Here is a 26,798-nt window from a genome sequence, read left to right on the forward strand (position 1 = left end):
GAGACCGGCGTCTCAGAACGGGAGGAAGCCGGTGGAAATCCAGGGAATGGCGGCGACCACGACCAGCCCGACCAGCAATGCTGCGACGTAGCCCCAGATGTGCTTCAGCCCCTCGTCCGGGTGCACCTTGCTGATGGCGCAGGCACCGTAGTAGCCGACACCGAACGGCGGGGCGAACAGGCCGATGCCCATGGCGAAGATCACCACCATGGCGTAGTGCACCTCGTGCACGCCGGCCTCGCGGGCGATGGGGAACAGCAGCGGCCCGAACAGGACGATGGCGGGGATGCCTTCCAGCACGCTGCCCAGGATGACGAAGGCGACGATGGAAATGGCCAGGAAGCCGTGGGCGCCGCCTGGAATGCCCGCCATCCAGCGCGCCAGATCCCGCGAGAAGCCGGATTGCGTCAGGCCCCAGGCCATGGCGGTGGCGCAGCCGACGATGAAGATGATGGCCCCGGTCAGCGACGCCGTCTCGACCAGCATGGGCTTCAGCCGCCCCCAGTCGAACTGGCGGTAGACCAGCAGCCCCATGACGGCGGAATAGGCGATGCCGATGGTCGACACTTCGGTGGCGGTCGCCACCCCCTCCACCACCGCGGCGCGGATGACGAAGGGCAGCAGGATCGCCGGCAGGGCGGCCAGCGCCAGCCGCGCGATCTCCGCCTTCGGCGGGCGGCGCACGTGGCTCAAATCCTCGTGCCGGTAGCGCCACCAGACGACCGCGCACAGCGCCGCCCCCAGCACCACGGCGGGCAGCAGGCCGCCGGCGAACAGGGCGGCGATCGACACGCCGGTGACCGAGCCGATGGTGATCAGCACGATGGAGGGCGGAATGGTCTCCGTCTGCGCGCCGGTGGCCGACAGCAGCGCCACGAGGTCGCCCGGCGGGGCGCCGCGCTTCTTCATCTCCGGGAACAGCACCGGCGCGATGGCCGCCATGTCGGCGATCTTCGAGCCGGAAATGCCCGACACCAGGTACATCGCCCCGATCAGCACGTAGGACAGGCCGCCGCGCACGTGCCCCAGCAGGCTTGCCAGGAACTGGATCATGGCGCGCGCCATGCCCGTCATCTCGATCAGCAATCCCAGGAACACGAACAGCGGCACCGCCAGCAGGATCAGGTGCGACATGCCCTCGTCCAGGCGGCCGACCATGACCAGCAGCGGCGTCGTGGTGGTCAGCGCCAGATAGCCGAAGGTCGCCAGCGCGAAGGAAAAGGCGATGGGCACCCCGGCGAAGACGCAGGCCGCCACCACGCCGACGAAGAAGATGATCAGGTTGGCCTGCCCCAGCGGCTTCAGCGTCGGCCCGGCCAGCCAGAACAGCCCGGCCACCGCGGCGGTCAGCGCCAGCGCCCCCAGCACCAGCCGCGGCCGGCCCAGGCGCACCAGCCGCGTGACGGCGACCACCAGCATCAGCGCCACACCGGTGGGAATGGCCGCCGCGCGCCACGCGTTGGTGATCTCCAACGCGGGCGTGACGATGAACTGCTCCTCCACGGCGTAGTCCACGGCCGGATGCAGGATCATGCCCAGGAAGGCGACCGGCGCGGTGATCGCCAGCGTCTCCAGCAGCGCCCGCGCCCCCGGCCCGACGCGGCTGACCAGCCCGGTCATCCGCATGTGCTCGCCGCGCCGCAGCGCCACCACCGCGCCCAGCATGGACAGCCAGAGGAAGAGGATGGAGGCCAGCTCGTCCGACCACACCAGCGGCGCGTGGAAGACGTAGCGCGCCACCACACCGGCGAAGAGCACGACGATCTCCACCAGCACCAGCAGCGCCGTGATCCCCTCGACCGTCGCCGACAGCCCGCGGTCCAGCCGGTCCGCCAGCGCCGCGGCGCCGCCGGCCGGGCGCACGCCGTCCACGTCGATAGCCGCCGCATGATGCGACATGGCCGCCCCCTCCTTTCCCATATTGTCCAAGGGTGTCACCGGCGCGTCAGGCCAGCTTGCCGACCGCGCCTTCCAGCAGCGCCCAGGCGTCCTCGCCGAAGCGGCCCTTCCATTCCGAATAGAAGCCGGACTCGCGCAGCTTGGCGCGGAAGCTGTCGGGTGCCGGCTGGTTGAAGGCCAGTCCCTTGGCCGCCAAGTCGGCCTGCACCGACTGGTTCAGGGCCTTGATGTCCTCGCGCTGCTGCATGCCGGCGTCGTTGATGGCCGCCGCCACGATCTTTTGCAGGTCGGCCGGCAGCCCGCGCCACGCGCGGCCGTTGGCGATGAACCAGAAGCCGTCCCAGATGTGGTTGGTCAGCGCGCAGTGCTTCTGCACCTCGTACAGCTTGGCGACCTGGATGATCGGCAGCGGGTTCTCCTGCGCGTCCACCACGCGGGTCTGGAGCGAGGAGTAGACCTCGCTGAACTGCAAACTGGCCGGGGCGGCGGACAACGCCTTGAACATGGCGATGCTCAGCGGGCTGACCGGCACGCGGATCTTCAGCCCGTTCATGTCGGCCGCGGATTCGATGGGCTTGGACCCGCTGGTCATCTGGCGGAAGCCGTTGTCCCACATCTTCTCGAAGGCGTAGAGGTTCACCTTGCCGATGGCCTCGCGCACGTGCGCGCCCAGCTTGCCGTCCATGGCCGACCACACCTGACCGTAGTCGGCAAAGGCGAAGCCCACCGCGTTGATGGCCGCCACCGGCACCAGCGTGGCGATCACCAGGGCCGACGGCGTGAAGAAGGTGATGCCGCCGTTGCGCACCTGCGACAGCATGTCGGTGTCGCCGCCCAGCTGGTTGTTCGGGAAGATCTGGATGGTGACGCGCCCGTTGGTCTCCCGCGCGATGCGCTCCGCCGCCTCGTGCGCGCGGACGTTCAGCGGGTGGGTCAGCGGCAGGTTGTTGCCGTACTTGAACTCGAACTCGGCGGCGCGTGCGATGCGGGGCATGCCGATGAGCGCGCCCGCGGCGGGTGCGGCGGCCAGCGACTTCAGAACCGTGCGGCGCGAGAGCGCATTCATCCTTTCCTCCCTTGCATCAATGATGTATTTTGATGCTGTATGGTGATTGTTGGACACACGGTAGGTCGTGCACTTAAGGCTGTCAAACGTGAATAATGATGTGATTTGATGTTTTGGACGATGGAATTATGATGATGCGCGATGAAGGGCACGCCGATGCCGATGCTGTGACGACGGCCTCCGGAGGCCCGCGCACCCTGCCGACCATCGCCGACGTCGCCCGCCTGTCCGGCGTGTCCACGGCGACGGTGGACCGTGTGCTGAACCACCGCCCCGGCGTGCGCGCCGCCACGGTGCAGCGGGTGCTGAAGGCCGCGGCCGAGCTGGACTACCTGCCGGAGGCCGAGCTGCACGCCGCCATGGCGCCGAAGCCGGTGCGGACCGTCTTCCTGCTGCCGTCCGGCACCAACCGCTACCTGACCATGCTGGGCCAGCTGGTGCGCAATTCCGAAGCCACCCTGGCCGCGCTGGGCGTCAAGGCGCAGGTCGAGTTCATCAAGAGCTTCAACCCGGAACTGCTGGCGCGCACCCTGCTCCAGCACTGCCGCAAGGCCGACGGCATCGCCTTCATGGCGCTGGAGCACCCGGCCGTGCGCGAGGCGGTGAACGAACTGGCCGAGCGCAACGTGCCCACCGTGACGCTGATCTCCGACGTGCAGAACTGCCGCCGCGTCGCCTACGTCGGGCTGGACAACCGCGCGGCGGGGCGCACCGCCGGCTACCTCATCTCGCGCTTCATCGGCCCCCGCCCGGCCAAGGTCGCCATGATCGCCGGCAGCCTCAGCTACCGCGCGCACGAGGAACGTGAGTTCGGCTTCCTGCACTGCCTGAACGAGACCGCGCCGGCCATCGAGGTGCTGGGCCTGCGCGAGGCGCACGACGACGAGGGGGAAGCCTACCGCCAGACGCGCACCCTGCTCAGCCACCACCCCGACCTCGCCGGCATCTACAACATCGGCGGCGGCCCCGGCGGTGTCGCCAAGGCGCTGCGCGAGGCGCGGCGGGAGCGCGACGTGGTCTTCGTCGGCCACGGCCTGACGCCGGAGACGCGCGCCATGCTGATCGACGGCACCATGGACGCGGTGCTGACCCAGGACCCGCGTGCGGCGATGCTGGGCTGCGCCACCGTCTTCGCCAACCTGCGCGCCGGCCGCGAGGCGCTGCACGGCGTCGAGCCGCCGCGCATCGACGTGATCTTCCGCGAGAACCTGGGGTCGTAAAGCCCTACGGCTTGCGCGCCGTGTCCTCCGCCTCCACCACCACGTTCGGCGGGGCGGCGGGCGTCCCTTCGTCGATGGCGTCGCGCAGGGCGCCCTCCGCCACCGCCTTGGCGGTGCCGCGCGGGGTCGGGCGGCGGACGCGGCGGGTGCCGGACGGCGTGCGCTCGCCGCCCTCGCGCGTCATCTCCTGCCGGACGGCCGCCGTGGTGCCGGGCGGCACCAGGGCCAGCCGCTCGGCCTGTTCGGCCATGGCGGCGCTGTCGGCGGCGAGCAGCATGGTGCTGCCGGCGCGCGCCACGGCCATCGCCAGCCCCTCGATCTCCCGCACCCGCCCCTCCCCGCGCGAGACGTTGCGGATCAGCACGGCCAGCACGCGGCCGGGGTTCTCCTCGACGATCTGGCGGTAGACCTCGGGGTCGTGCTGGCCGCTGTCGCCGATCAGGACGAAGGGCAGGTCGTGGTAGAGGTCCAGCATGTTGCGGATCAGCGCCTGCTTGTGGTCCTCCGCCCGGCGCGGCAGGGGGCTGCGCCAGGACACGCCCCATTCGCGCAGGAACAGGACGGGGCCGACCGGCACGCCGTGCAGACGGAAGAAGGTGTCCAGCACGTCGTAGATCCCCCAGGGTGCCCGGGAGACGTAGAGCATCGGGTTGCACTGGCCGCCCGTGGCGCCACCGTGCAGCGCGCGGTACAGCGCCGCCACGCCGGGGAAGGCCATGCGGCTCTCCGCGTCCTCGACGAACAGGCGCCAGAGCATCGCAAGCTTGTTGGCGACCCCGGTGTGCATGATGGTGTCGTCGATGTCGCTGATGACGACGAAGCGGCAGTGTTCCGGCGGGATGAACACCGGCCCCTCCGCCTGCACCGGATGCTCCCCCTCCAGCCGCAGTTCCATGGGGTGCCAGGGCCGGTCGGCCGGCGGCGGGTCCTTGAGATCCAGATGAATGCGGAAGTAGCCGTCCCGGTCGGTCTCCACCCGCCGCTCCGCCCCGCCCAGGCGCGCGGTCACCGGTGCCGCGGCAACGGCCCGCCGGGCGATGCGCCGGCCGATGTCGCGCAGTTGCGCGGTGAGCCGGTCCGTTCCGCCGCCGTCCGGCGCGGACTGCCGGAACACCCGGCCGATCAGGAACACCTCCCGCCGGGAGCCGTAGCCGCGGTAGGGCTGGAGGACGATGCCCTCCCGCCCCTGGGCGGTCCGCACCGGCCGCGCGGCCAAGTCCAGGATGCGGGCAGCCGCCCGCGCCCATGTCGCCACCCTGTCGCCGAGGCCCATTCCTCCGCTCCCGGCTCGCGTTGACATATGCCGGTATCAATGGCCGGCGGGGCAAAAGTTCCTTCCGGCCCGGCGACGAATCCGGCGCGAGAACCCGGCCGGACGCCTGTTGAAGGGGTGTGCACGGCACCCATGCCATGCCCCGCACCACACAATCCGTGAGGAAAGGCCAACCATGTCCGAGCAAGCGCTCAAGGAACTTCTCATCAAGGAGCTTCAGGACACCTACAGCTCCGAAACGCAGATCATCGAGGCACTGCCCGCCATGGCGGAGGCGGCCTCCTCGCCCCAGCTCAAGCAGGCCTTCGAAACCCACCTCCGGGAAACCGACGGGCAGGTGAAGCGCCTGGAACAGATCTTCCAGATGCTCCAGGCCGATCCCGGCGGGAACACGTGCGAGGCGACCCAGGGCCTGATCGAGGAAACGGAGGAGATCATCGACGAAGGCCTGCCGCCCGAGGTGCTCGACGTCGCCCTGATCATGGCGGCGCAGAAGGTCGAGCATTACGAGATCGCCAGCTATGGCTCGCTCCGCACGCTGGCGGAGACGTGCGGCATGACTGACGTCGCCCGGCTCCTCGAACAGACGCTGGAAGAGGAGAAGGCGACCGATCAGAAGCTCAACCAACTGGCCGAGGGCGAGATCAACGTGCGTGCCTTCAAGGCGGCGTAGGGCTTGGGCCGCGGCTCCCGCCGGGGGCTGCGGCGCCTACCCGTCGAAGGGGATCTCCTCGACGCTCATGTCCAGCAGGTTGAGGATAAGGGCGCGGCGGCGCAGCGGCTGCCCGACGCCCAGCAGCAGCTTGCACACCTCCGCCGCCTGCAGGCTCGCGACCACCGCCGGCGTGAACGACGGGTTGCCCAGCCGGCGCTCCTCCCCCCGGTCCGTCTCGGCGACGCCGTAGAGCGCCGCCACCGTGCCGTCGCCGGGGAACTCGGTGGTGACCTGCCCGTACCAGCCGGCGATGGCGCCATGCACCAGCGGCACGCCCCGCCGCGCGCAGGCCTCGCACAGCGCCAGCCGCCCCGGCACGCTGTCGACGGCGTCCACCACCACGGTTGCCCCGTCCAGGCAGGCGGCGCCGTCACCCGGCGCGAAGGGCGTGGTGACGGGCACCAGCGTCACAGCCGGGTTGACCGCCCGCACCCGCTCCGCCGCCACCTCGGCCTTCGGCCGGCCGAGTGCCGCGATGCTGGACAGGATCTGCCGGTTCAGGTTGTGCTCCTCGAACCGGTCGGGATCGACGGCGACCAGGGTGCCGACGCCGAGCCGCGCCAGTTCCTCGATGACGTATCCGCCCAGGCCGCCGCAGCCGACCACCGCGACCCGGCTGCGGAACAGCGTCAGTTGCTGCCGCACGGAGATGGTCTCCCGGTTGCGGCGGTAGCGCGCGGGGAGAAGGCCCAGGGACAGCGCCTCCTCCTCCACTGCGGCGACGGACAGCCCGAAGCGCTCCGCCGCCGCGCATTGCACGCCCCAGGACAGGAGGTCGCCATCGGCCTCCTGGAGGACTTCACGCAGGGTGTCCACGGCTCACCCTCCCCCCAGCAGCGGGAAGAGGGCGAGGCGGGCGCCGTCGTGCAGGCGCTGCTCCAGCGGCGCGTGCCGGCGGTCCAGCATGATCATGCCGATCGCCTCCGCCGGGATCTCCAGCGCCCGGACGACGTCCGCGACGCTGGCGTCCGGCGGCAAATCCCGCGTCTCCTCCACGAAGCGGCCGACGCGGAACGAGGCGAACAGACGGATGGTCACCTGCATGACGCCCCCCCTTTCCCTCGAACGCTCCGGATCAGAAGTTCCAGAACGCGTCGATCTCCGCCGGTGTGAAGTCCCACACCACGTTGTGCGGGGCCAGCGGCTCCTGGGCGAAGAACTCGGGCAGGCGGTCGTCCTCGTTGGTGAAGCCGGCCTTCAGGTTGAATTCATGCTCGGTCTTCAGGATGCGCTTGCCGAGGTTGGTGACGTCCTCCAAGGTCAGGCTGATGCCGAATCGGGCGTTGATCATGTCCACCAGGGCCGCCAGGCAGTCGGGGATGTCCAGCGCCGGGAAGGCGATGAAGATGCACATACCCGTGGAATCGATGGCCGCCGTGGCGATCTGCAGGTTGCGCGACAGCTCCACCTGCCCGTCCTTCTTCAGCGGATCGACGTGACCGCCGACGTTCAGCACGTTGGTGGCGATGGTGTAGCCCGACGTGTGGTCGGCCCCCATCGGGCTGGTGGCGTAGGTGATGCCGATGCCCTTCACCGCGCGCGGGTCGTAGGCCGGGATGCCCTGCCCCTTCACCACCGGCACGCGGGTGATGCCGTACACCCGGCCCACCGCCGCCGCACCGCCGCCCAGCAGCCGGCCCAGCGGCGTGCCCTTGCCGATCTCTTCCCGAAGCATTCGGATGACGCCCTTGCCGTCGCCGAAGGGCAGGATGCCCGCCTCCATGGCGACGCCGAACATCACGCCGGTCTCGATCGAATCCACACCGATGTCGTCCATGACGTGGTCGGCGGTGGCGATGTCGTCGAGGTCGCTGATGCAGCAGTCGGCCCCCAGCGCCCAGATCGTCTCGTACTCGAAGCCGGACGTCAGGTACTTGCCGTCCTTGTCGTTGTAGACCTGCGAGCATTGGATGACGCAGCCGGGGTGGCAGGGGTGCTTCGGCTTGCCGTCGCGGGCGACGATGGTGTCGTGCATCGTCTCGCCGGAGATCTTCTCGTGCTCGGCGAACTGGCCGGCGGTGAAGTTCCGGGTCGGCAGCCCGCCCACCTCGTGCAGGATGTTGACCAGCACCGCCGTGCCGTAGGTCGGCAGGCCCTGGCCGCTGACCGGGTGCTCCAGCAGCGTCTTGGAAAAGCGCAGCGCCGCTTCCTTGAACTTCGCCGGGTCGGCCACCTGCACGCGCGGGCCGCCGGTGTCGTCGACGGCGATGAACTTGATGCGCTTGGATCCCATGACGGCGCCCAGGCCGCCGCGGCCGATGCTGCGCACCTTGCCCTCGGGGTCCTTCACCGAGATGTTGGCGGAGCCCATCTTCCACTCGCCCGCCGGGCCGATGGTGAGGACGCCGACCTTCTTGCCGAGCCGCGCCTCCACCGCCTCCGCCACCGCGAAGTTGCCGGCACCGACCAGCTCGGTCTCTTCCTGAATGGTCACGCCGTCCTTGTCGACGTGCAGGCTGTACCAGCGGTCGTCCGCCGGCTGGCCTTCGATGATCAGCGCCCGGACGTTGAGGTTGGCGAACAGCTTGGCGGCGGTGCCGCCGGAGTTGCTTTCCTTGATGCCGCCGGTCAGCGGGCTCTTGGCGCCGGCCGACAGCCGGCCTGAGCTGGCGGCCATGGTGCCGGTCAGCAGCCCCGGTGCGAACACCAGCTTGTTGTTCTTGCCCAGCGGATGGCAGGTCGGCGGCACCTCGGCGGCCACGATGGTGGAGGTCAGGCCGCGGCCGCCCAGCCCGGCCCAGTCCGGCGGCACGTCCTCCGTCCGCACGGAGAGGTCCGTCATGTTCACGCGCAAGATCTTGTCCATCAGTGCCTCCTCTCGTCCGGGCCCGCGGGTTCGGCGGCCGCCGCCTCGAAGCTGTCGATGTAGAGTTCCTGTCCGCTGAGCACCGCGATGTCCTGGCCCTTGCACTCCGGGCATTCGAAACGGTAGCGCGGCACGGCGAAGTCGTGGCCGCAGGCGCGGCACCGGCCGCGCACCGCGACCTCGTCGATGACCAGCTCGGCGCCGTCGGCCAGCGTCTCCTCGGCGAACAGCTCGAAGCAGGCGCGCAGCTGGCGCGGGTCCACCCCGCGCAGCCGCCCGACCTTGAGGTTCACCCGCGCGATGCGGGCGACGCCGTGCAGCGCCGCCTGCTCGGTCAGGATCTTCATCAGGCCACTGACGATCGCCGTCTCGTGCATGGTGCCGCCTCGGGTCAGGGGGGAGCCTAAACCCGCCCCACACCCCTGTCTGTCGGCGACCCGACAGTTCGGCGCTCTCCCGAACGGGTGCGTCAGCGTGCCGCGGCGGACATCGAGCACGGGTGTCGGCGGGCTGACAGACAGGCCGCGACGCCGGGGCGTAGGGTTGGATTTGGCTTTCGCCGACTTCTTAAGCCCCTCTCCCTTGAGGGGAGAGGGGTTGGGGTGAGGGTGGTTACGGCCGGAGGCCGGAAGAGAGTCTTTATCCCGGCTGCCGCCGGTAAGTACCCCTCATCCCATCCCTTCTCCCTCAAGGGGAGAAGGGCTTCAGAACGAAGCGTCGTCCGCTCCCATTGGCCGGTTGATCGCGCCCCCGTACCCGGTGGCCGCGCGGAGGTTTGGCCGACATGATTGCCATGACGATGGATTCCGCGCTGCTGGCGTGGGTGGGCGCGCTGCTCCTCCTGGCGGGGGAAATCGCAGCACTCGCATGTCTTCGCGACCTGAAGCGGCTGCTGGTCGCCTCCACGGCCGCCGAGGCGGGCTACGTCCTGCTGGGCCTGGGCATCGGCGGGGCGGCGGGCGACGCCGGGGCCGCCATGCACCTGGCCTATCAGGCGGTGATGCGCGGGCTGGTGATCGTCGCCACGTGGTGGCTGATCCGCCGCACGGGCTCCACCCGCCTCGCCGCGCTGGCCGGCAGCGGGCGGCGCCTGCAGGTGCCGGCGCTGCTGTTCGGCTTCGGCATGTTCTCGGTCATGGGGCTGTCGCCCTTCAAGGGATCGTTCAGCAAGTTCATGGTGCTCTATGCCGCCATCGAGCACGGACAGTGGCTGCTGGCCGCCGTCGGCACGCTGGCCAGCGTCATCGCCGCCGTCTACGTCACCATCACCATCCAGCGCGTCTGCCTGGAGCCGCCGCGCCACGCCGTGACGCTGCGCCCCGCCCCGGCCCTGGCGGCGCCGCTGGCCTGGATCCTGGCGGCGCTGACCGTGGTCATGAGCCTGTGGCCCGCCCCCGTCCTGCATTGGGCGGAGGCCGTGGCCGGCGTCACCGACCCGCTGGCGGTGCCGGAGTTCGAGGCACCCTGGTCGGCGCTGGTGCTGGTGCCCTACCTGGGCGGCTTCGCGCTCTACGCGCTGGGCCGCGTGTCGGCGCGGGCGCGCGACGTTGGCGCCGTGGCGCTGGCCCTGGCGACGCTGGCGCTGGCCGCGGCGGCGCCGGACCTGGACGCCGCGCAGCGCCTGTTCGCGCTGCTGTTCGCCGGGATTTCGGCGGTGGTGGTCGTCTATTCGCTGGGATACATGGCGCACGCGCAAAACACCGGCCGCTACTGGTTCTTCCTGTTCCTGATGACCGGCTCTCTGCTCGGCCTCGCGACGGCGCACGAGTTCGGCAACTTCTATGTCTTCTGGGAGCTGATGACCTGGACCTCCTACTTCCTGGTGGTCCACGAGCAGTCGGCGCGGGCGCTGAAGGCCGGCCTCGTCTACTTCCTGATGTGCGTGGCCGGTGCCTACGTCATGCATTTCGGCATCCTGCTGCTGCACGCGCAGCTCGGCAGCTTCGAGTTCGCCGTGGTGGCGGACGGCATCGGCCGCGTCGCCCCGGCGACGGGCGCCGTGATTGCCGCCTGCTTCCTGGCCGGCTTCGCCGTCAAGGCCGGCCTCGTGCCGGTGCACGGCTGGCTGCCGCTGGCCCACCCGGCCGCCCCGTCCGCCATCTCCGCCCCGCTGTCGGGCATCCTGACCAAGGCCGGCGTCTTCGGGCTGGTGAAGATCTTCCTGGTCGTCTTCGGAGCCGGCGCGCTGACGCGCTTCGCCGAGGGCGGCGTGGACGTCGGGCTGGCGGTCAGCGTTCTCGGCTGCGCCACGCTGATCTATGGCGAGGTGATGGCGCTGCGCCAGCAGGAGGCCAAGCGCATGCTCGCCTATTCCACGCTGGCGCAGGTGGGCGAGATCGCGGCGGTGCTGGGGCTGGGCACGGCGCTCGCCACCACGGCGGCGCTGCTGCACGCCACCAACCACGCGGTGCTGAAAAGCCTGCTGTTCCTCGCCATCGGCGCCCTGATCCTGCGCACCGGACGGCGCAGCATCAACCACCTCGCCGGGCTGGGCCGCGTCATGCCGGTGACGGCGATCTGCTACGCGCTGGCCAGCTTCGCGCTGATGGGCCTGCCGCCGTTCAACGGATTCGTCAGCAAGGTGCTGCTGGTCTACGCCGCCGCCGCGGCCGGGCAGCCGGCCATCGCCGCGCTGATCCTGCTGGGCGGGCTGGTCGGCGCCGTCTACTACCTGCGCGTCGTCCGCCTGCTGTTCTTCCACCCCTACCACGGCCCGGCGGTGGCCGAGGCGCCGGCCTCCATGCTCGTCGCCATGGGCGTGCTGGCGGCGGCCTCGCTGTTCGGCGGCCTGCTGCCGGGCTTCCAGCTCGACCTCGTGCGGCCGGTGGCTGGTCTTGCCGCCCCCGACATGCCCGACCTGACCATCGTCTGGCCGGCGGGGGCCGCCGTGGCGGCGCTGGGTGCGGTCGCGGTGTGGCTGGCCGGGCGCCGGTCCGCCGCGTGGTCCGGCCGGCTGGCCGTCGCCGTGCCGCTCGCGGCGCTGGCGGCGGTGCTGGCCGAGGCCGACGGCACAGACGGGCTGTCGTTCTGGTTCGCGGTGCTGATCGCCGGGGTGGGTGCGCTGAACCTGCTGCACGCCACCGGCTATCTGGCGCACGGCCATGCGCAGCCGCGCTTCTACGCCGCCTTCTGCCTGATGATCGCCGGCCTCCTGGGCCTCACCGCCGCCCGCGACGCGTTCGCCTTCTTCGCCTTCTGGGAGCTGATGAGCGGCTGGGCGCTCTACGTGGCACTGGTCCATGAGGAGACGGAGGCCGCGCGGCGCGAAGGGTTCAAGTACATCCTCTTCAACCTGACCGGTGCGGCCGTGATGATGCTGGGCTTCGCCGTCCTGGCGGCGCCTGCCGGCGGCTTCGCCTTCGCGGCGATGGCGCAGGCGCTGCCCGTCCTGCCGCCGGGCGTGGCCGTCACGGCGGTGGCGCTGGTCTTCGCCGGGTTCGTCATGAAGGCGGCCATGCTGTGCGTGCGCATCGACTGGCAGATGCACCCGGCCGAGGCACCGACCCCGGTCAGCGGCTACATCTCCGCCGTGCTGCTGAAGAGCGGGCCGTGGGCGGTCCTGAAGCTGTCCACCCTGTTCGGCGGTGCGGCGCTTGCCGGGCAGATGGGCGGCCTGACCTACGCCATCGCCGTCGTCGCCTGCGTCACCATCCTCTACGCCGGTGCCATGGCGGTGATCCAGACGGGCATCAAGCGCCTGCTGATCTACAGCACCGTCTGCCAGCTGGGCTACGTGCTGATGGCGGTGGCGCTGGGCACGTCGCTGTCGGTGGCCGGCGGGCTGATGCACGCGGTCAACCACATGCTGCTGAAGGACACGCTGTTCCTGGTGGCCGGCGCCGTCATGGCGCAGACGCACGCCACCAGCCTGGACGAGTTGGGCGGGCTGGGCCGGCGCATGCCCGTCACCTTCGCCATCTTCCTGTTCGCCGGGCTGTCGCTGGCCGGCGTGCCGCCGCTGAACGGGTTCGCGTCCAAGTGGGTGATCTATCAGGCGGCGTTCCAGGCCGGCCACCCGCTGCTGGCGCTGGGCGCCATGCTGGCCAGCCTGTTCACCCTGGCCGCGGTGCTGAAGTTCGCGCACGCCGCCTTCCTGGGCGCCCCGTCGGCGAAGGCCATGCGGGCGAAGGAGGCGCCGCTGTCCATGCTGATCCCAATGGGCGTGCTGACGGCCGCCAGCGTGGCGTTCGGCGTGATGCCCGGCCTGCTGCTGGTGCCGATCGCCGGCATCGAGGCGCAGTTGGGCCTGACGCCCATCGCCGCCACCTGGACCGGCCCGCTGCCGGACGGCTGGCATCCGGGGTTGCTGTCGGTGCTGCTGCTGGCGCTGGCGGTGCCGGTGTGGCGCTACGCGCGCCTGGGCCGGCACGGTCAGGCGGTGGTGAAGACGCACCTGCACGAATGCGGCGTGGGCAATCTCCGCCCCGCGCTGACCCAGGTGACCGCGTCCAACCTGTTCGAGACGCCGGAACGGGCGATCCGCCGCGCGCTGTTCGCGCGCCGCCGCGGCTGATGACCCCAGGGAGGCTGACATGCTCGAAGACCTCGCCCTTCCCCTCGCGGTCCTGCTGTTCCCCGGCGGGCTGTTCGCGCTGGCCTTCGGGCTGGTGCTGAAGGGCGCCGACCGGCGCGTGGCGGCGCGCCTGCAGCGCCGCGTCGGCCCGCCGCTGCTGCAACCGTTCTTCGATCTGGTGAAGCTGGCGGCCAAGCGCACCATGGTTCCGGACATCGCCTTCCGCCCGGTGTTCCTCGCCGCCCCGATCATCGGCACCGTCGCCATGATGCTGGCAGCCGCCCTGGTGCCCATCGCCGGGGTGTACACACCGGACCCGCGGCTGGGCGACATGCTGGTCCTGCTCTACCTGCTGGCAGTGCCGGCGGTGGCAATGATGGTCGCGGGCTCCGCCTCCGGCTCGCCCTTCGGGGCCATCGGCTTCTCGCGCGAGATGGTGCTGATGCTGGCCTACGAGGGGCCGCTGCTGCTGGTCGTCGGCGCCGTGGCCGTCAAGACCGGCTCATTCTCGCTGACCGGCATCGTCGCGTACCAGCAAGCACACGGCGCCAACCTCCTGGACCCCGTGCTGTGGCCGGCGCTGGTCGCCTTCATGGCCTTCTTCCCGGCCAACCTGGGCGTCGCCCCCTTCGACATCCCGGAGGCGGAGACCGAGGTTCTGGAAGGCCCGCTGCTGGAGTACTCCGGCCCCGCACTCGGCCTTTTCAAGATGATGTCGGCGGTGAAGGCGGTGGTGGTGGTGGGCCTGGGCATCGCGCTGTTCCTCCCCACCGGTCCCGAAGGGGCGCTGGGCCTGATGGTGCACGCCGCGAAGATGCTGGTGCTGGTCCTGGCGGGGATGACGCTGCTGCGCACCTCGGTCGGGCGCATGCGCATCGACCAGGCCTTCGCTTTCTTCCTGAAATGGCCGCTGGCGCTGGCCGCCGCCAGCTTCGCCGTCGCCCTGGCCTTTGCCTGAAGGAGGGCGCCATGGGATTTATGCAGAAAATAGCGGCGCGCTCGCCCTGGCTCTACCGGATCAACGCCGGCTCCTGCAACGGATGCGACGTGGAGCTGGCGACCACCGCCTGCATCCCGCGCTACGACGTGGAGCGGCTGGGCTGCCAATACTGCGGCAGCCCCCGCCACGCCGACATCGTGCTGATCACCGGCCCGCTGACCGCGCGCGTGAAGGACAAGGTGCTGCGCCTGTATGAGGAAATCCCCGATCCGAAGGTGACCGTGGCGGTGGGCATCTGCCCGATCTCCGGCGGGGTCTTCCGCGAGAGCTACGCGGTGTGCGGCCCGATCGACAAGTACATCCCGGTGGACGTGAACGTGCCCGGCTGCCCGCCGCGCCCCCAGGCCATCCTCGAAGGCATCGCCCAGGCCATCGAGATCTGGAAGACGCGGCTGTGAAGGGGGGAGGGACGGCATCATGAACTTCCTCGGCATCCTCATGCGCAACCTCGCCCAAGGGCCCTCGACCGAGGCGTTCCCCTTCGGCGAGGCGACGACGCCCAAGGGCCTGCGCGGGCGCGTCCACTTCGACGCCGCCGCCTGCATGGGCTGCCGCCTGTGCGAACAGGTCTGCGCCCCCGGCGCCATCCGCTTCGAGAAGAAGAAGGAAGGGCTGGGCTTCCTGCTCTGGCACAACAGCTGCTGCTTCTGCGGGCTGTGCCAGCACTACTGCCCGGTGGACGCCATCACCCTCAGCGAGGACTGGCACCTCGCCCATCCCGAGAGCGAGAAGTTTGCGATGGTGGAGGAAGGGCTGCTGCCCAACGTCGCCTGCGCCGGCTGCGGCAAGGAAACCCTGTCCATCGGCGTGAACGTGGCGACACTGGCCTTCCAGCCGACGGCGGAGGAGATGGCGCAACTCCACGCGCTGTGCCCTGCCTGCCGCCGCAAGGCCGCCGCAGCCATGCAGGCCGCGCGCAAGGACGCCGGCACTGGAGGCCAACCATGACCCGCTTCCCCGACGACATCGAGGCGGCGCTGGCCGCCGCCGCCCCGGCCGGCATCGCGCTGAAGCGCGACACCGACACGAAAGGCGTCACCGTCGCGTGGTGCACGCTGGCCGACCGCCGCGACCTTCTGCCCGCCGCCACCGTGCTGAAGGCCCGTGGTGCCCGCCTCTCCACCATCACCGCCTTCCAGCCCAAACCGCCGGAAGTGGAGGAAGGGGCCGAGCCGCCCCCACCGCCCGCGGGCGTGGCCATCGACGGGCAGGCGTACGAGCTGGCCTACCACTTCGACCTGGACGGCGACACGCTGACGCTGGTGGTCCTGCTGCCGCACGATGCGGCGGAGGTGGACTCGCTGACACCGCTCTTCCGCAACGCCGACTGGGCCGAGCGGGAGTTCATGGAGATCTACGCGATCCGCGTGGCCGGGCACCCCGACCCGCGCCGCCTCTTCATCGACGAGAGCGTCGAGCCGGCCGTCCTGGAACGGCTGATCCCCTTCTCCACGCTGGTCAACGCCGCCAGCACCAGCACGCTGTGGGAGAAGATCATGACGAAGAAAGAAGAGACGAAGAAGGGCGGTGCGTCATGAACGCCTTCACGATCCCCGTCGGGCCGCTGCACGTCGCCCTGGAAGAGCCGATGTACTTCAAGGTGGAGGTGGAGGGCGAGACCGTGGTGTCCGTCGACATCACCGCCGGCCACGTGCACCGCGGCATCGAATACCTGGCGACCAAGCGCAGCCTGTACCAGAACATCACATTGACGGAGCGCATCTGCTCCCTCTGCTCCAACAGCCATCCGGAGACCTTCTGCATGGCGGTGGAGCGCATCGCCGGCGTGCAGCTGCCCGAGCGCGCGGAGTACCTGCGCGTCATAGCCGGGGAGATCAAGCGCATCGCATCGCACCTGTTCAACGTGGCGATCATGGCGCACCTGATCGGCTTCGACAGCCTGTTCATGCACGTCATGGAAACCCGCGAGGTGATGCAGGACATCAAGGAATCGCTGTTCGGCAACCGCATGGACCTGGGCGCCAACGTCATCGGCGGCGTGCGCTACGACCTGGATGCGGAGCGCAGCGCCTATCTGGCCGCGCAGATGGACCGCATGGACCGCGATCTGGCGGAGATCGCCCACCTCTACGCCACCAACCACTCCATCCTCCAGCGCACGCGCGGCGTGGGCGTGCTCAGCCACGCGGACGCGCTGGCCTGCGCCGTGGTCGGCCCGGTCGCCCGCGCGTCCGGCATCGCGTACGACGTACGCGTCAAGGCGCCCTACGCCGCCTACGACCGGCTGGACGTGCCCGTGCACATCGAAAGCGACGGCGACGTCTGGTGCCGCGCCGTGACCCGTCTGGCCGAGGCGCGCGCGGCGGTGGACCTCATCCGCCAGTGCCTGCGCGCGATGCCCGAAGGGCCGATCGCCGTCGCCGGCCGCCCGGCCGTGCCGGACGGCGAGGCCATCGCCAAGTGCGAGGCGCCGCGCGGCGAGCTGATCTACTACCTGCGCACCGACGGGGGGAAGAACCCGGAACGCCTGAAGTGGCGGGTGCCCAGCTACATGAACTGGGACGCGCTGGGCATCATGATGACCGGCGCCAAGGTCGCCGACGTCCCGCTGATCGTCAACAGCATCGACCCGTGCATCTCGTGCACGGAACGGTAGAGCGTAAGGAGAACCATCATGGCCTACACGATCAATGCGGCCGAATGCACCGCCTGCGGCTCGTGCGAAGCCGAATGCCCGAACGAGGCGATCTGCCTGAAGAAGGGCGTCTATTGGATCGACCCCGCCAAGTGCAAGGAATGCGAAGGCGCCTACGACACCCCGCACTGCGCCGACCTGTGCCCGGTGGGTGCCTGCGTGCCGCTGGCAGCGTGAGCCTCGAAAGCCCTTCTCCCCGCGAGGGGAGAAGGGCTTCGGTCACCCCTCCCCATCCCCGCACGCCGCCTTCAGCCCCGGCAGATCCTTGACCAGGAAGCTCCGCCCGCCGGTCTTCTCGATCAAGCCCTGGCGGATGAAGTCGTTGATCAGCTGCGAGGTCGTCTGCCGGCTGGCGCCGATCAGCTGGCCCAGGTCCTCCGTGTTCAGGCCCAGCGACACGGTGACGCCGTCGCTGGTGCGCGCCGCACCGTCCGTCTCGACGGCCGCGACCAGCAGTTCGGCCAGACGCTGGCGCACGTCGTGGAAGACCAGGCTCTCGATGATGGTGAAGGCGCTGCCCAGGAATTCCGCCAGGATGCCGATCATGACGCCGGCGAACTGCGGGTAGCGGGCCAGCTTCTCCTGGAACACGGCGGTGTCGGCGACCATCAGCTCGGCATAGCTGCTGGCCTCCACGATGGCGCGGGTGTGGGTGGAGAACATGGCCCCCTGCTCCAGCAGCGCCAGCGTGAACTCCCGCCCCTCGCACGACAGATAGGCGCGCAGCCGGCCGGACACCACGATGAACACGGCGTCGTCGGCACCGCCGGGCTCGCACACGGTGCTGCCCTTCTCGAAACGGTGCAGGTGGAAGCCGCTGAGGAAGCCGTCGAACTCCTTCCTCTTCATCATCTCCAGGAAATGGGCGTTGACCAGCCGCGCCCCGCGATGCATGACCGCCCGCCCCCGTCAGCGCGGCCGGGCGGCGGCGCGCCGCGCGGCCACCGCCTCCGTCAGGCTGGCCATCCAGCCCTCCAGCCCCTGCCCGGTCTTGGCCGACAGCTCCAGTACCGGTGTCGCCCGCCCCAGCGCCGCTACCGCACCGCGCGCCCGCGCCGTATCGAAGTCGCCGAGGTAGGGCAGCAGGTCGGTCTTGGTGATCAGCACCTGATCGGCGGCGCGGAACATCACCGGGTACTTGGCCGGCTTGTCGTCCCCCTCCGTCACCGACAGCAGCAGCACGTTGCGGTGCTGGCCCAGGTCGAAGGCGGCGGGGCATACGAGGTTGCCGACGTTCTCGATGAACAGCAGGTCGACGCCCGACAGGTCCAGTTCGTGCAGCGCGTCGTGCACCATGGCCGCGTCCAGGTGGCAGGCGGTGCCGGTGGTGATCTGCACGGCCGGCACGCCGTGGCGGCGGATGCGCGCGGCGTCGTTCTCCGTCTCCAGGTCGCCCTCGATCACCGCGACGCGCACGTCCGCCGGCAGCGCCTGGATGGTGGCCTCCAGCAGGCTGGTCTTGCCGCTGCCCGGCGACGACATGAGGTTCACCACCATCACGCCCGCCGCGTCGAAATGGGCGCGGTTGTGGGCGGCGTTGTGGTCGTTCTCGTGCAGCAGGTCCGCCACCACGCGGATGGTGCGCCCGTCTTCGTGAGAGTGGCCGGTGGCGGCGCATCCGCAGGTGTCGCACATGGTGTGTGTCCGGTCGGCGATCCCGAAAACTTAGTGTTGCAAAGTGATTGGGCCGACTCAAGCATCGACCGGAGGACATATGCGGGACACGGACATGGCTGCCCCGCACGGAAGGCCGGCGTTCAGCGGTTCTTGAAGCCTAGCAGCAGCCGGTGCGGCCCCGGCACGCCGGGCGGAACCAGAGCCACGCGGTCGCCCGGCCGCACCACGGCGGCATCGACGGCGCACGCCTTGTGATTGAGGATGGCGACCTCCACCCGCCCCGCCGGGATGTCCAGCCGTTCCAGCAGGCGCGGCCCCGGTGTGTCGCCGTCCAGCTCGACATGCCGGGGGTTCGTCCAGCCGCGCTCGCGGAACAGGTCCGCCAGCCACATGTAGCCCTGCACCTCGACCGTTCCGGACATGGGAGTCTCCTCCACCCGCCTTGGTCCCTGCCGACGCATCATACGCCCCGCCGGGACCGGCGGGAAGGAGAAGCCGTGCCCCGCCCTCACGCCTCCTCGGGGACCGGCAGGCGGTGGCCGACGGCCATGCGGTTGAAGGCGTTGATCACGGCGACGGCGTAGGTCAGGTCGCACACCTCCTTCTCGGAGAAATGCACCGTCACCGCGCGGTAATCCTCGTCCGGCGCGTGCGTCCGCGCGACGTGCGTCAGGCATTCCGCCCAGGCCAGCGCCGCCCGCTGCCGGTCGGTGAAGAACGGCGCCTCGTGCCACGCCGCCACGGCGTTCAGCTTGCGGTGGTCCAGGCCGGCCTTCACCGCCTCGCGCCAGTGCAGGTCGATGCAGTAGGCGCAGCCGTTGATCTGCGACACGCGCAGGTAGATCAGCTCGACCAGCGCCGGCTCCAGCCCGCAGCCGGCCACGTAGTGATGGACCCTGCCGAACGCCTTGTAGCCATCCGGCGCAACGCTCCGGTAGGGGATCCGGCCGGGGATTTCGGTGTGCATGGCGCGCTCCTGCTCCGCAAGTGGGCTTACAGCCTCGCTTGCGGAACGCGCCGGCACAAACGCGCAATCCTCGCCCGCGGGTGAGCGCCGCTCACCCGCCGATACGACGTCGTATGAGCCCCTACCCGCTGTTGCGCAGGCCCGCGGCCACGCCGTTGATGGACATCAGGATGCCGCGCTTCACCCGCTCGTCCCCGCTGCCGCCACGGTGGCGGCGCAGCAGCTCGATCTGCACGTGGTTCAGCGGGTCCATGTAGGGGAAGCGGTTGCGGATGGAGCGCACCAGCAGCGGGTTCTCCGCCAGGAAGTCGCTCTGCCCCGTGATGGCCAGCAGGTGACGCTTGGTCAGGTGCCATTCGTCGCGAATGCGCCCGAAGATGCGGTCGCGCAGCTCCGCGTTCTCCACCAGCTCGGCGTAGCGCGCGGCGATGGCGAGGTCGCTCTTGGCCAGCACCATGTCCATATTGGACAGCAACATGCGGAAGAACGGCCACGCCCGGTGCATGCGCTGCAGCAGCTCCAGCCCGTCCGGCCGCTCCGCCAGCCACGCGTCCACGGCGCTGCCGAAGCCGTACCAGCCCGGCAGCATCAGCCGGCACTGCGCCCACGAGAACACCCAGGGGATCGCCCGCAGATCCTCGATCCGGTCGGACTTGGTGCGCGACGCCGGCCGGCTGCCGATGTTCAGCGTCGAAATCTCGGAGATCGGCGTCGCCTGCCGGAAGTACTGGGTGAACCCCGGCGTCTCGTACACCAGCCCGCGGTAGGCGCCGAAGGCCAGCTGGGACAGCCGCTCCATGGCGTCGTAGAAGGCCTCCGCCGGCTCCACGTCGTTCTCCACGTCCAGAAGCGTCGCCTCCAGCGTGGCCGCGGTCAGGACTTCAAGGTTGCGGCGGCCGACGTCGGGGTTGGAGTATTTGGAGGCGATCACCTCCCCCTGCTCGGTGATGCGGATCTGCCCGGACACCGCCCCCGCCGGCTGCGCCAGGATCGCCTGATAGCTGGGCCCGCCGCCGCGCCCGACCGACCCGCCCCGGCCGTGGAACAGCCGCAGCCGCACCTTGTGCGTGGCGAACAGCTTGGCCAGCTCGATCTCCGCCTTGTACAGCTCCCAGCCCGACGTGAGGAATCCGCCGTCCTTGTTGCTGTCCGAATAGCCCAGCATCACCTCCTGCTCGTCGTCGCGCGACGCGACCAGTGCCCGCCAGACCGGCAGGGCGAACAGCCGCCCCATGGTGGCCGGGGCTTGGCGCAGGTCGCCGATGGTCTCGAACAGCGGGATGATGTTCATCGCCAGCTTCGGCGCCGTGCCCGGCACCAGCAGCCCGGATTCCTTCAGCAGCAGCGCCACCTCCAGCAGGTCCGAGGCACCGTCGGTCTTGGAGATGATGCAGTTGGGCAGCGCCGCCGCGCCATAGGTCCGCCGGATCTCGCGGGCGGCGTCGAGGATCGCCAGCTCGCCCGCCGTCTCCTCGGAATAGCCGTGGAAGGGGGAGCGCAGCGGGCGTGGCGACGCGATCTCCTCGGCCAGGAGCGCGATGCGCTCGTCCTCCGCCAGCGCCTTGTAGTCGGCGCAGCGGCCGGCCACCGCCAGCAGCTCGCCCACCGTGCGCTCGTGCACGTCGGAGTTCTGGCGCAGGTCGATGGGTGCGAGGTGGAAGCCGAAGACCTGCACCGCCTTGATCAGCCGCCGCACCCGTCCGTTCGCCAGCCGCGCCGCGCCCATGGCCTTCAGCGCGGCGGCCAGCACCTCCAGGTCGGCCAGCAGCTCGGTCGCCGCGCCATAGGGTTCGGCGTCGGCCACCGCGTGGCGCAGCGCCTCGTGCTGGTCCAGCACGCGGGCGGTTGCGGCGGTGCGGGCGTAGATGCCGCTCAAGGCCCGGCGGAACGGCTCGTCCTCCCGGTGCGGCGAGGTGTCGGGGGAGCGCGCGGCCAGTTCCGCCAGTTCCGGCGACACGTCCTTCAGCAGCTTGGACAGCGGCAGTTCGCCGCCCAGCTCGTGGATCTCGGACAGGTAATGGTCGAAGGCGGCGGCCGATTGCCGGCGCACCGCCTCGCGCAGGATGGGGGCCGTGACGAACGGGTTGCCGTCGCGGTCGCCGCCGATCCACGACCCGATGCGGAAAAACGGCGGCAGGCGCCAGCCGCGGTCCGGATAGCGGCGCGCCAGCAGGTCCTCGAACCGGCAATAGAGCTTCGGCAGCTCGGCGAAGAAGGTGTCGGTGTAGTAGGAGATGCCGTTCTTCACCTCGTCGATCACCGCCAGCCTCTGCGGGCGCAGCATGCGCGTCCGCCACAGCGTCAGGATGGCGGCCTGCAGCGCCTCGGCGTTCTCCGCCGCCTCCTCCGGCGTCAGACGGGAGCGGTCGCGGGCGTCCAGCAGGGCGGCCACCTTGTGCTCCAGCCCCAGGATGCTCTTGCGCTGCACCTCGGTCGGGTGGGCGGTCAGCACCGGGCTGACCAGCGCTATCTCCAGCACCTCCGCCAGCCGGCCCGTGCCGACGCCGGCCTTCTCCAGCCGGTCCAGCGCGTGCGGCAGCGTGCCCTCGCGCGGGGGCGAGCCGGCGATGGCGTGGTCGCGGTTGCGGCGGATGTGGTGCTGGTCCTCGGCGATGTTGGCAAGGTGCAGGAAGTACGAGAAGGCGCGCACCACCGAGACGACCGTGTCGCGCGGCAGGCCGTTCAGGATCTCCGCCATCTCCCGCCCGGCCGAGGCGTCGTCGTCGCGGTTGAAACGGACGGAGGCCTGCCGCACCCGCTCCACCACGCCGAAGCACTCCTCCCCCTCCTGCTCGCGCACGGTGTCGCCGAGCAGCCGGCCGAGCAGGCGGATGTCGTCGCGCAGGGGCTGGTCCTTATCGATGTTGGCGTCGATGGTGGCGATGGCTGTCTCGCTCATGGTCGCGCGCGCTCCGGTCTCGTGCTGCTTCTTGCAGCAGAGTTAGCCCGTTCGGCCCCGTTGTCACGCCCAATCTCGCGGTGCAGCAAACGCCCGCGGGCCAATCGTCAGGTGCCCGGCCAGTCCTCCACAACCCGGAAGGGGCGCATCATGTCGTGGTCCTCGTGCGACAGGATGTGGCAGTGCCAGACGTAGTCGCCGGGGATGTCGAAGGTGGCGGCGATGCGCATCACCTCGCCCGGCGCCACCCACACCGTGTCCTGCCACCCCGTCTCCTCCGGCGGCAGCGGGTGGTCGTCCGGCGCGCCCAGCAGCACCACGTCGTCGTTGCGGGCGTTGGCGCCGACGGTGACCCGCCCATTGCCGGTGGTGTCGTCGGGCACGCCGTCCCCGTCGGCGTCGGTGAAGCGGAAGCGCTGCTTCTCCAGCACCTGGAACTGCACCTGATGCAGGTGGATGGGGTGGGCGTCGGCGGTGAAGTTGTGGATCTCCCACACCTCGGTGCTGCCCAGCTTCGGCATCTCGGTGACCGGCGCCTCGTACTCCAGCGGCCCGAAGGGGATGCGGTTGCCGTCGACGTCCCGCACCTCCTCCGCCACGCCCAGCATCGGTTCGATCCGCCCCTCCTCGTCCGTGCCTTCGAACAGGCCGAGCTTGCGCGTGCGGCCGGCGTCGTCGGCCTCCAGGGCCGTGAAGTCCGCATCGAGGACGGTGCCGTCCGCCACATCGGCGTTGTGGATGGGGGCCGTGTCGGCGACGTCGAAGCGCAGGATGGTGCCGACGGGGTCCGTCTCGGGGTCGGCGGCCTCCACGTCGCCGGCCAGCGACCCGTCGGCCTCGAACCCGCCGAACGGGTCGATCCGCGGCCCGACGTTCTCCAGGACCACCGATTGCCCGCGCAGGTCGGCGTCGCTGAAGTCCAGGACGAGGTCCACCCGGTCGCCCGGCGCCAGGGTGATGCGCTCCCCGGCCTCCTGCACCCCGTCGCCGTCCATGACGGTGACGGCCTTGGGCAGCAGGCCGCCGTCCGTGCCGACCAGCGTCGCCTTCACGTTCGGATCGCTGAACCGCAGGACGTAGAAGCGGGAGTCCGAGCCGTTCAGCAGGTGCACCCGGTGCTGCCCCGGATCGACGTCGTGCTTCGGCCACGCCATGCCGTTGGCGAGGATGAAATCGCCGAAGAACTCCGGCCGCGCGGTCGGGAACGTGCCCTCGAAGTCCGGCCCCAGTTCCTCCGCCACCGTCTGGTCCGTGCCGGGCACCGGATCGTCGGCGTAGGCCGGGTAGAGGAGCTGCCCGTCCGCCGTGAACGCGCGGTCCTGGATGGCCACCGACAGGTCGCGGCCGCCGCCGGGCAGGACGCCGTCGGCGATCAGCGTCGCCTCGTTCGCGTCGCGCAGCCGGTAGAAGCCGGCCAGCCCGGTGTAGACGTTCAGCCGCGTCATCCCCAGCACGTGGTCGTGATACCAGAGCGTCGCGCCCGGCTGGTCGTTGGCGTAGTCGGCCACGGTCGAGCGGAAGTCCGGTCCCGTCGTCGCCGCGTTCTGGGTGAACCACGCCTCGGGCAGGCCGTCGCTGCCCGGTTCCGTGTGGCCGCCGTGCAGGTGGATGGCGACGGGGACCTGCCCCCGCGGCAGGCCGGCCAGCCCGCCGTCCATCAGCAGGCTTTCGTCGAGCGGCAGCAGGTGGCCGTCGGTGGGCAGTCGGTTGTCCCAGTCGACGGAGATCGGCACGTCGCGTTGCGCCAGGATTGTCGGCCCCGGATAGCTGGCCTCCCCGCCCGGTTCTGCGAAGCCCCAGACCGTCGTCTCCAGCGGCTTGCCATGCTTGTCCGTCAGGCCCAGCCACTGCTCCGTTTCGCGGATCTCCAGCCGGTACAGGCCGGGCCGGGTGGCGTCGATCACGCCGGGGACCGGCAGGTCGTTGACGAAGCGGTCCTGCGTGGAGGGGTCGAGGAGTTCGCGCTTGCCCCCGTGCGTGTGCTTCTCCTTGTGCTTGTCCTCCATCCCAGACCCCCCTCTTCAGGACACGGCTGCACCGGAAATCCCGCAAAATGGTACCCCCGCCAAAAGCACACGCACCACACCCAAGAGACCGACCTGTGCCGATAAGCCACGGCACCCCACGCCCATAATCCGGAAGGAGGGAACTCTTCCACCTAGGAAGACTCAGCGGCGGTCCGGCGGCTTTTTTATTTTCCGAGTGCGTACTTCCTTCCCTTTCGGGACCAGACACAAAAGAACTTTCTGCCGGTCATATTTTTTCAACTCGCAAAACATGAATGCGCGGGCTGGCGCCAACCGGCGCCCCGGCCCCCTGCGACCTCATTGCCCTTGCCAATTTGGAACGATCCAATTACCGTGTGACAAACACCGGAACGCGCTTCCGGGCAAAGGACAATCCGCCGGACGCGCCGCAGGGCGCCGGCGCGGTTGCGGAGGGACGTCCGTGAACTACAATTTCCAGTTCGACGCGGTCTTCGCGTCGTGGGACTACCTGCTCACCGGCGCGTGGCTCACCATCCAGCTGTCGCTCGGCGCCATGGCGCTGGGGCTGCTGGTCGCCATCCTCTGCGCGCTGGGCAAGACCTCGGGGCCGAAGCCGGTGCGCTGGCTGATCAACGCCTACATCGAGGTCATCCGCAACACGCCCTTCCTGGTGCAGATCTTCCTGATCTTCTTCGGGCTGCCGACCGCGGGCATCCGCCTGTCGCCGGACCTTGCGGCGCTGATCGCCATGGTGGTCAACGTCGGCGCCTACGCCACGGAGATCATCCGCGCCGGCATCGAATCGATCCAAAAAGGACAGATCGAGGCCGGCCTGGCGCTGGGCCTCAAGCCGCTCCAGGTCTTCCGCTACGTCATCATCAAGCCGGCGCTGCGCACCGTCTACCCCGCGCTGACCAGCCAGTTCATCCTGCTGATGCTCAGCTCCAGCGTGGTGTCGGCCATCTCGGCGGACGAGCTGACCTCGGCCGCCAACAACATCCAGTCGCAGACGTTCCGCAGCTTCGAGATCTACATCGTCGTCACGGCCATGTACCTCGTCATGGCGATGATGTTCTCGGCGCTGTTCGCGGTCATCCACCGCCTCGTCTTCACCTACGACCTCGAACGCCGCTGAAGGAGGCCCGCCATGATCCGCTCCTTCGGCTACAACGAGTTCCTGTTCCTGCTCAGCGCCGTGCAATGGACGCTGGCGCTGTCGGCCATCGCCTTCCTGGGCGGCGCCACGGTGGGGCTGTTCGTGGCGCTGGGCCGCACCGCCACCGTCAAGCCGGTGCGCCTGCTCGCCACCGGCTACATCCAGGTGTTCCAGGGCACACCTCTGCTGATGCAGCTGTTCCTGGTGTTCTTCGGCGCCACCGTGCTGGGCATCGACATGAACCCCTGGGCCGCCGCGGCGCTGGGCCTGACGCTGAACGCCAGCGCCTTCCTGGGCGAGATCTGGCGCGGCTGCATCCAGGCGGTGCCGAAGGGCCAGTGGGAGGCGGCGTCGGCGCTCGGCCTGCGCTACCCGGGGCTGATGCGCTACGTCATCCTGCCGCAGGCGGTGAAGGTGGCGCTGCCGCCCACCGTCGGCTACCTGGTCCAGCTCATCAAGGGCACCTCGCTGGCCGCCATCATCGGCTTCACCGAACTGACCCGCGCCGGCCAGATCGTCAACAACGCCACGTTCCAGCCCTTCCTGGTGTTCAGCATCGTGGCGGCCCTCTACTTCGTCCTGTGCTGGCCGCTGTCGCTGCTGGCCGCGCGCCTGGAGGCCCGCTACGCGGCCCCCGGCCGCTGATCCCCGTCCGCCAATCATAATCGATCACAATACGAGGGAGCCCACGATGTCCGTTTCGATTACCCGCCGCCTCGCCCTCGCCGGGGCTGCCGTCGCCGCCGTCGTTGCCATGGCCGTCCCGGCCGGCGCCCAGACCGTGGCCGAGATCAAGGGCAAGGGCAAGGTGACCATCGGCATGCTGGTGGACTTCCCGCCCTTCGGCATCACCACCGCCGACGGCAAGCCGGACGGCTACGACGCCGACGTCGCCAAGCTGCTGGCCAAGCACATGGGCGTGCCGGTGGAGATCGTGCCGGTCACCGGCCCGAACCGCATCCCCTACCTGCTGACCAACAAGGTGGACGTGCTGGTCGCCTCGCTGGGCATCACCGAGGAGCG

At 70.0% G+C, this 26,798-nt stretch carries 25 protein-coding genes; 12 read left to right on the top strand and 13 right to left on the bottom strand.

Annotation, left to right across the window (positions count from 1 at the left end; genetic code table 11):
* Positions 1 to 12 precede the first annotated feature (12 nt).
* Complete coding sequence (locus tag VED21_RS08185) at positions 13 to 1,899, bottom strand: TRAP transporter large permease subunit (RefSeq protein WP_324881841.1); 1,887 nt, start codon at positions 1,897 to 1,899, stop codon at positions 13 to 15.
* Between the two features lie 46 nt (positions 1,900 to 1,945).
* Complete coding sequence (locus VED21_RS08190) at positions 1,946 to 2,965, bottom strand: TRAP transporter substrate-binding protein (RefSeq protein WP_324881842.1); 1,020 nt, start codon at positions 2,963 to 2,965, stop codon at positions 1,946 to 1,948.
* A 128-nt stretch (positions 2,966 to 3,093) separates the two neighbouring features.
* Here VED21_RS08190 and VED21_RS08195 point away from each other — a divergent pair, with 128 nt between their 5' ends.
* Complete coding sequence (locus tag VED21_RS08195) at positions 3,094 to 4,185, top strand: LacI family DNA-binding transcriptional regulator (protein ID WP_324881843.1); 1,092 nt, start codon at positions 3,094 to 3,096, stop codon at positions 4,183 to 4,185.
* A 4-nt stretch (positions 4,186 to 4,189) separates the two neighbouring features.
* On the opposite strand, the gene VED21_RS08200 is transcribed toward VED21_RS08195, so the two are convergent.
* Entirely contained in the window at positions 4,190 to 5,458 is a 1,269-nt protein-coding gene (locus tag VED21_RS08200; RefSeq protein WP_324881844.1) for an App1 family protein, read from the bottom strand.
* A 175-nt stretch (positions 5,459 to 5,633) separates the two neighbouring features.
* On the opposite strand from VED21_RS08200, the gene VED21_RS08205 reads away from it, so the two are divergent.
* Positions 5,634 to 6,131: a ferritin-like domain-containing protein gene (locus tag VED21_RS08205; protein WP_324881845.1), complete on the top strand. Its 498-nt coding sequence runs from the start codon at positions 5,634 to 5,636 to the stop codon at positions 6,129 to 6,131.
* Positions 6,132 to 6,167: 36 nt separating this feature from the next.
* Here the strand turns inward: VED21_RS08205 and VED21_RS08210 are convergent, their stop codons facing one another.
* The 4 genes from VED21_RS08210 to hypA are packed head-to-tail and all read right to left on the bottom strand — an operon-like array spanning position 6,168 to position 9,356.
* Positions 6,168 to 6,989, bottom strand: coding sequence for a HesA/MoeB/ThiF family protein (locus VED21_RS08210; protein ID WP_324881846.1), 822 nt, complete (start codon positions 6,987 to 6,989; stop codon positions 6,168 to 6,170).
* A gap of 3 nt (positions 6,990 to 6,992) precedes the next feature.
* Positions 6,993 to 7,217, bottom strand: coding sequence for a MoaD/ThiS family protein (locus VED21_RS08215; RefSeq protein ID WP_324881847.1), 225 nt, complete (start codon positions 7,215 to 7,217; stop codon positions 6,993 to 6,995).
* 31 nt (positions 7,218 to 7,248) lie between these two features.
* On the bottom strand, positions 7,249 to 8,979 hold the full coding sequence (locus VED21_RS08220; protein ID WP_324881848.1) for an aldehyde ferredoxin oxidoreductase family protein: 1,731 nt from the start codon (positions 8,977 to 8,979) through the stop codon (positions 7,249 to 7,251).
* Complete coding sequence (gene hypA / locus VED21_RS08225; RefSeq protein ID WP_324881849.1) at positions 8,979 to 9,356, bottom strand: hydrogenase maturation nickel metallochaperone HypA; 378 nt, start codon at positions 9,354 to 9,356, stop codon at positions 8,979 to 8,981. The genes VED21_RS08220 and hypA overlap by 1 nt, the downstream gene beginning before the upstream one ends.
* A gap of 416 nt (positions 9,357 to 9,772) precedes the next feature.
* On the opposite strand from hypA, the gene VED21_RS08230 reads away from it, so the two are divergent.
* Genes VED21_RS08230 through VED21_RS08260 form a run of 7 tightly spaced genes read left to right on the top strand, consistent with a single transcriptional unit; the run spans position 9,773 to position 17,325 of the window.
* On the top strand, positions 9,773 to 13,492 hold the full coding sequence (locus tag VED21_RS08230; protein ID WP_324881850.1) for a proton-conducting transporter membrane subunit: 3,720 nt from the start codon (positions 9,773 to 9,775) through the stop codon (positions 13,490 to 13,492).
* A gap of 19 nt (positions 13,493 to 13,511) precedes the next feature.
* Complete coding sequence (locus tag VED21_RS08235; RefSeq protein ID WP_324881851.1) at positions 13,512 to 14,450, top strand: complex I subunit 1 family protein; 939 nt, start codon at positions 13,512 to 13,514, stop codon at positions 14,448 to 14,450.
* 20 nt (positions 14,451 to 14,470) lie between these two features.
* A complete protein-coding gene (locus tag VED21_RS08240; RefSeq protein WP_324881852.1) occupies positions 14,471 to 14,890 on the top strand; it encodes an NADH-quinone oxidoreductase subunit NuoB in 420 nt (139 codons plus the stop codon).
* A gap of 19 nt (positions 14,891 to 14,909) precedes the next feature.
* Positions 14,910 to 15,440 (top strand): 4Fe-4S dicluster domain-containing protein, encoded by a 531-nt coding sequence (locus VED21_RS08245; protein ID WP_324881853.1) that lies wholly within the window; start codon positions 14,910 to 14,912, stop codon positions 15,438 to 15,440.
* Positions 15,437 to 16,030, top strand: a complete 594-nt coding sequence (locus tag VED21_RS08250; RefSeq protein WP_324881854.1) for an NADH-quinone oxidoreductase subunit C — start codon at positions 15,437 to 15,439, stop codon at positions 16,028 to 16,030. Before VED21_RS08245 ends, VED21_RS08250 begins: the two co-directional genes overlap by 4 nt.
* Positions 16,027 to 17,109 (top strand): nickel-dependent hydrogenase large subunit, encoded by a 1,083-nt coding sequence (locus VED21_RS08255; RefSeq protein ID WP_324881855.1) that lies wholly within the window; start codon positions 16,027 to 16,029, stop codon positions 17,107 to 17,109. The genes VED21_RS08250 and VED21_RS08255 overlap by 4 nt, the downstream gene beginning before the upstream one ends.
* Positions 17,110 to 17,127: 18 nt before the next feature.
* Positions 17,128 to 17,325 (top strand): 4Fe-4S binding protein, encoded by a 198-nt coding sequence (locus VED21_RS08260; RefSeq protein ID WP_324881856.1) that lies wholly within the window; start codon positions 17,128 to 17,130, stop codon positions 17,323 to 17,325.
* Between the two features lie 42 nt (positions 17,326 to 17,367).
* Here VED21_RS08260 and VED21_RS08265 read toward each other — a convergent pair whose 3' ends face one another.
* The 6 genes from VED21_RS08265 to VED21_RS08290 form a co-directional block, all read right to left on the bottom strand.
* Complete coding sequence (locus tag VED21_RS08265; protein ID WP_324881857.1) at positions 17,368 to 18,042, bottom strand: Crp/Fnr family transcriptional regulator; 675 nt, start codon at positions 18,040 to 18,042, stop codon at positions 17,368 to 17,370.
* 15 nt (positions 18,043 to 18,057) lie between these two features.
* Positions 18,058 to 18,783, bottom strand: a complete 726-nt coding sequence (gene hypB, locus VED21_RS08270; protein ID WP_324881858.1) for a hydrogenase nickel incorporation protein HypB — start codon at positions 18,781 to 18,783, stop codon at positions 18,058 to 18,060.
* A 122-nt stretch (positions 18,784 to 18,905) separates the two neighbouring features.
* The gene (locus tag VED21_RS08275; protein WP_324881859.1) at positions 18,906 to 19,187 is read right to left on the bottom strand and encodes a hypothetical protein; all 282 of its coding nucleotides are present in this window, start codon (positions 19,185 to 19,187) and stop codon (positions 18,906 to 18,908) included.
* Positions 19,188 to 19,273: 86 nt separating this feature from the next.
* Positions 19,274 to 19,732 (bottom strand): carboxymuconolactone decarboxylase family protein, encoded by a 459-nt coding sequence (locus tag VED21_RS08280; protein WP_324881860.1) that lies wholly within the window; start codon positions 19,730 to 19,732, stop codon positions 19,274 to 19,276.
* 121 nt (positions 19,733 to 19,853) lie between these two features.
* Positions 19,854 to 22,631 (bottom strand): phosphoenolpyruvate carboxylase, encoded by a 2,778-nt coding sequence (gene ppc, locus VED21_RS08285; protein ID WP_324881861.1) that lies wholly within the window; start codon positions 22,629 to 22,631, stop codon positions 19,854 to 19,856.
* A gap of 107 nt (positions 22,632 to 22,738) precedes the next feature.
* Positions 22,739 to 24,637 carry a multicopper oxidase family protein gene (locus VED21_RS08290; RefSeq protein ID WP_324881862.1) on the bottom strand — a complete coding sequence of 633 codons (1,899 nt, stop codon included), beginning with the start codon at positions 24,635 to 24,637 and terminating at the stop codon, positions 22,739 to 22,741.
* 442 nt (positions 24,638 to 25,079) lie between these two features.
* Between VED21_RS08290 and VED21_RS08295 the strand changes: the two genes are divergently transcribed.
* The 3 genes from VED21_RS08295 to VED21_RS08305 all read left to right on the top strand — a co-directional run.
* Entirely contained in the window at positions 25,080 to 25,754 is a 675-nt protein-coding gene (locus tag VED21_RS08295; RefSeq protein ID WP_324881863.1) for an amino acid ABC transporter permease, read from the top strand.
* 12 nt (positions 25,755 to 25,766) lie between these two features.
* Positions 25,767 to 26,420, top strand: a complete 654-nt coding sequence (locus tag VED21_RS08300; RefSeq protein ID WP_324881864.1) for an amino acid ABC transporter permease — start codon at positions 25,767 to 25,769, stop codon at positions 26,418 to 26,420.
* 46 nt (positions 26,421 to 26,466) lie between these two features.
* On the top strand, positions 26,467 to 26,798 hold a 332-nt coding region (locus VED21_RS08305), incomplete at its 3' end, for a transporter substrate-binding domain-containing protein (RefSeq protein ID WP_324881865.1).

The organism is Azospirillum sp., assembly GCF_035627195.1.
Classification (GTDB): Bacteria; Pseudomonadota; Alphaproteobacteria; order Azospirillales; family Azospirillaceae; genus Azospirillum.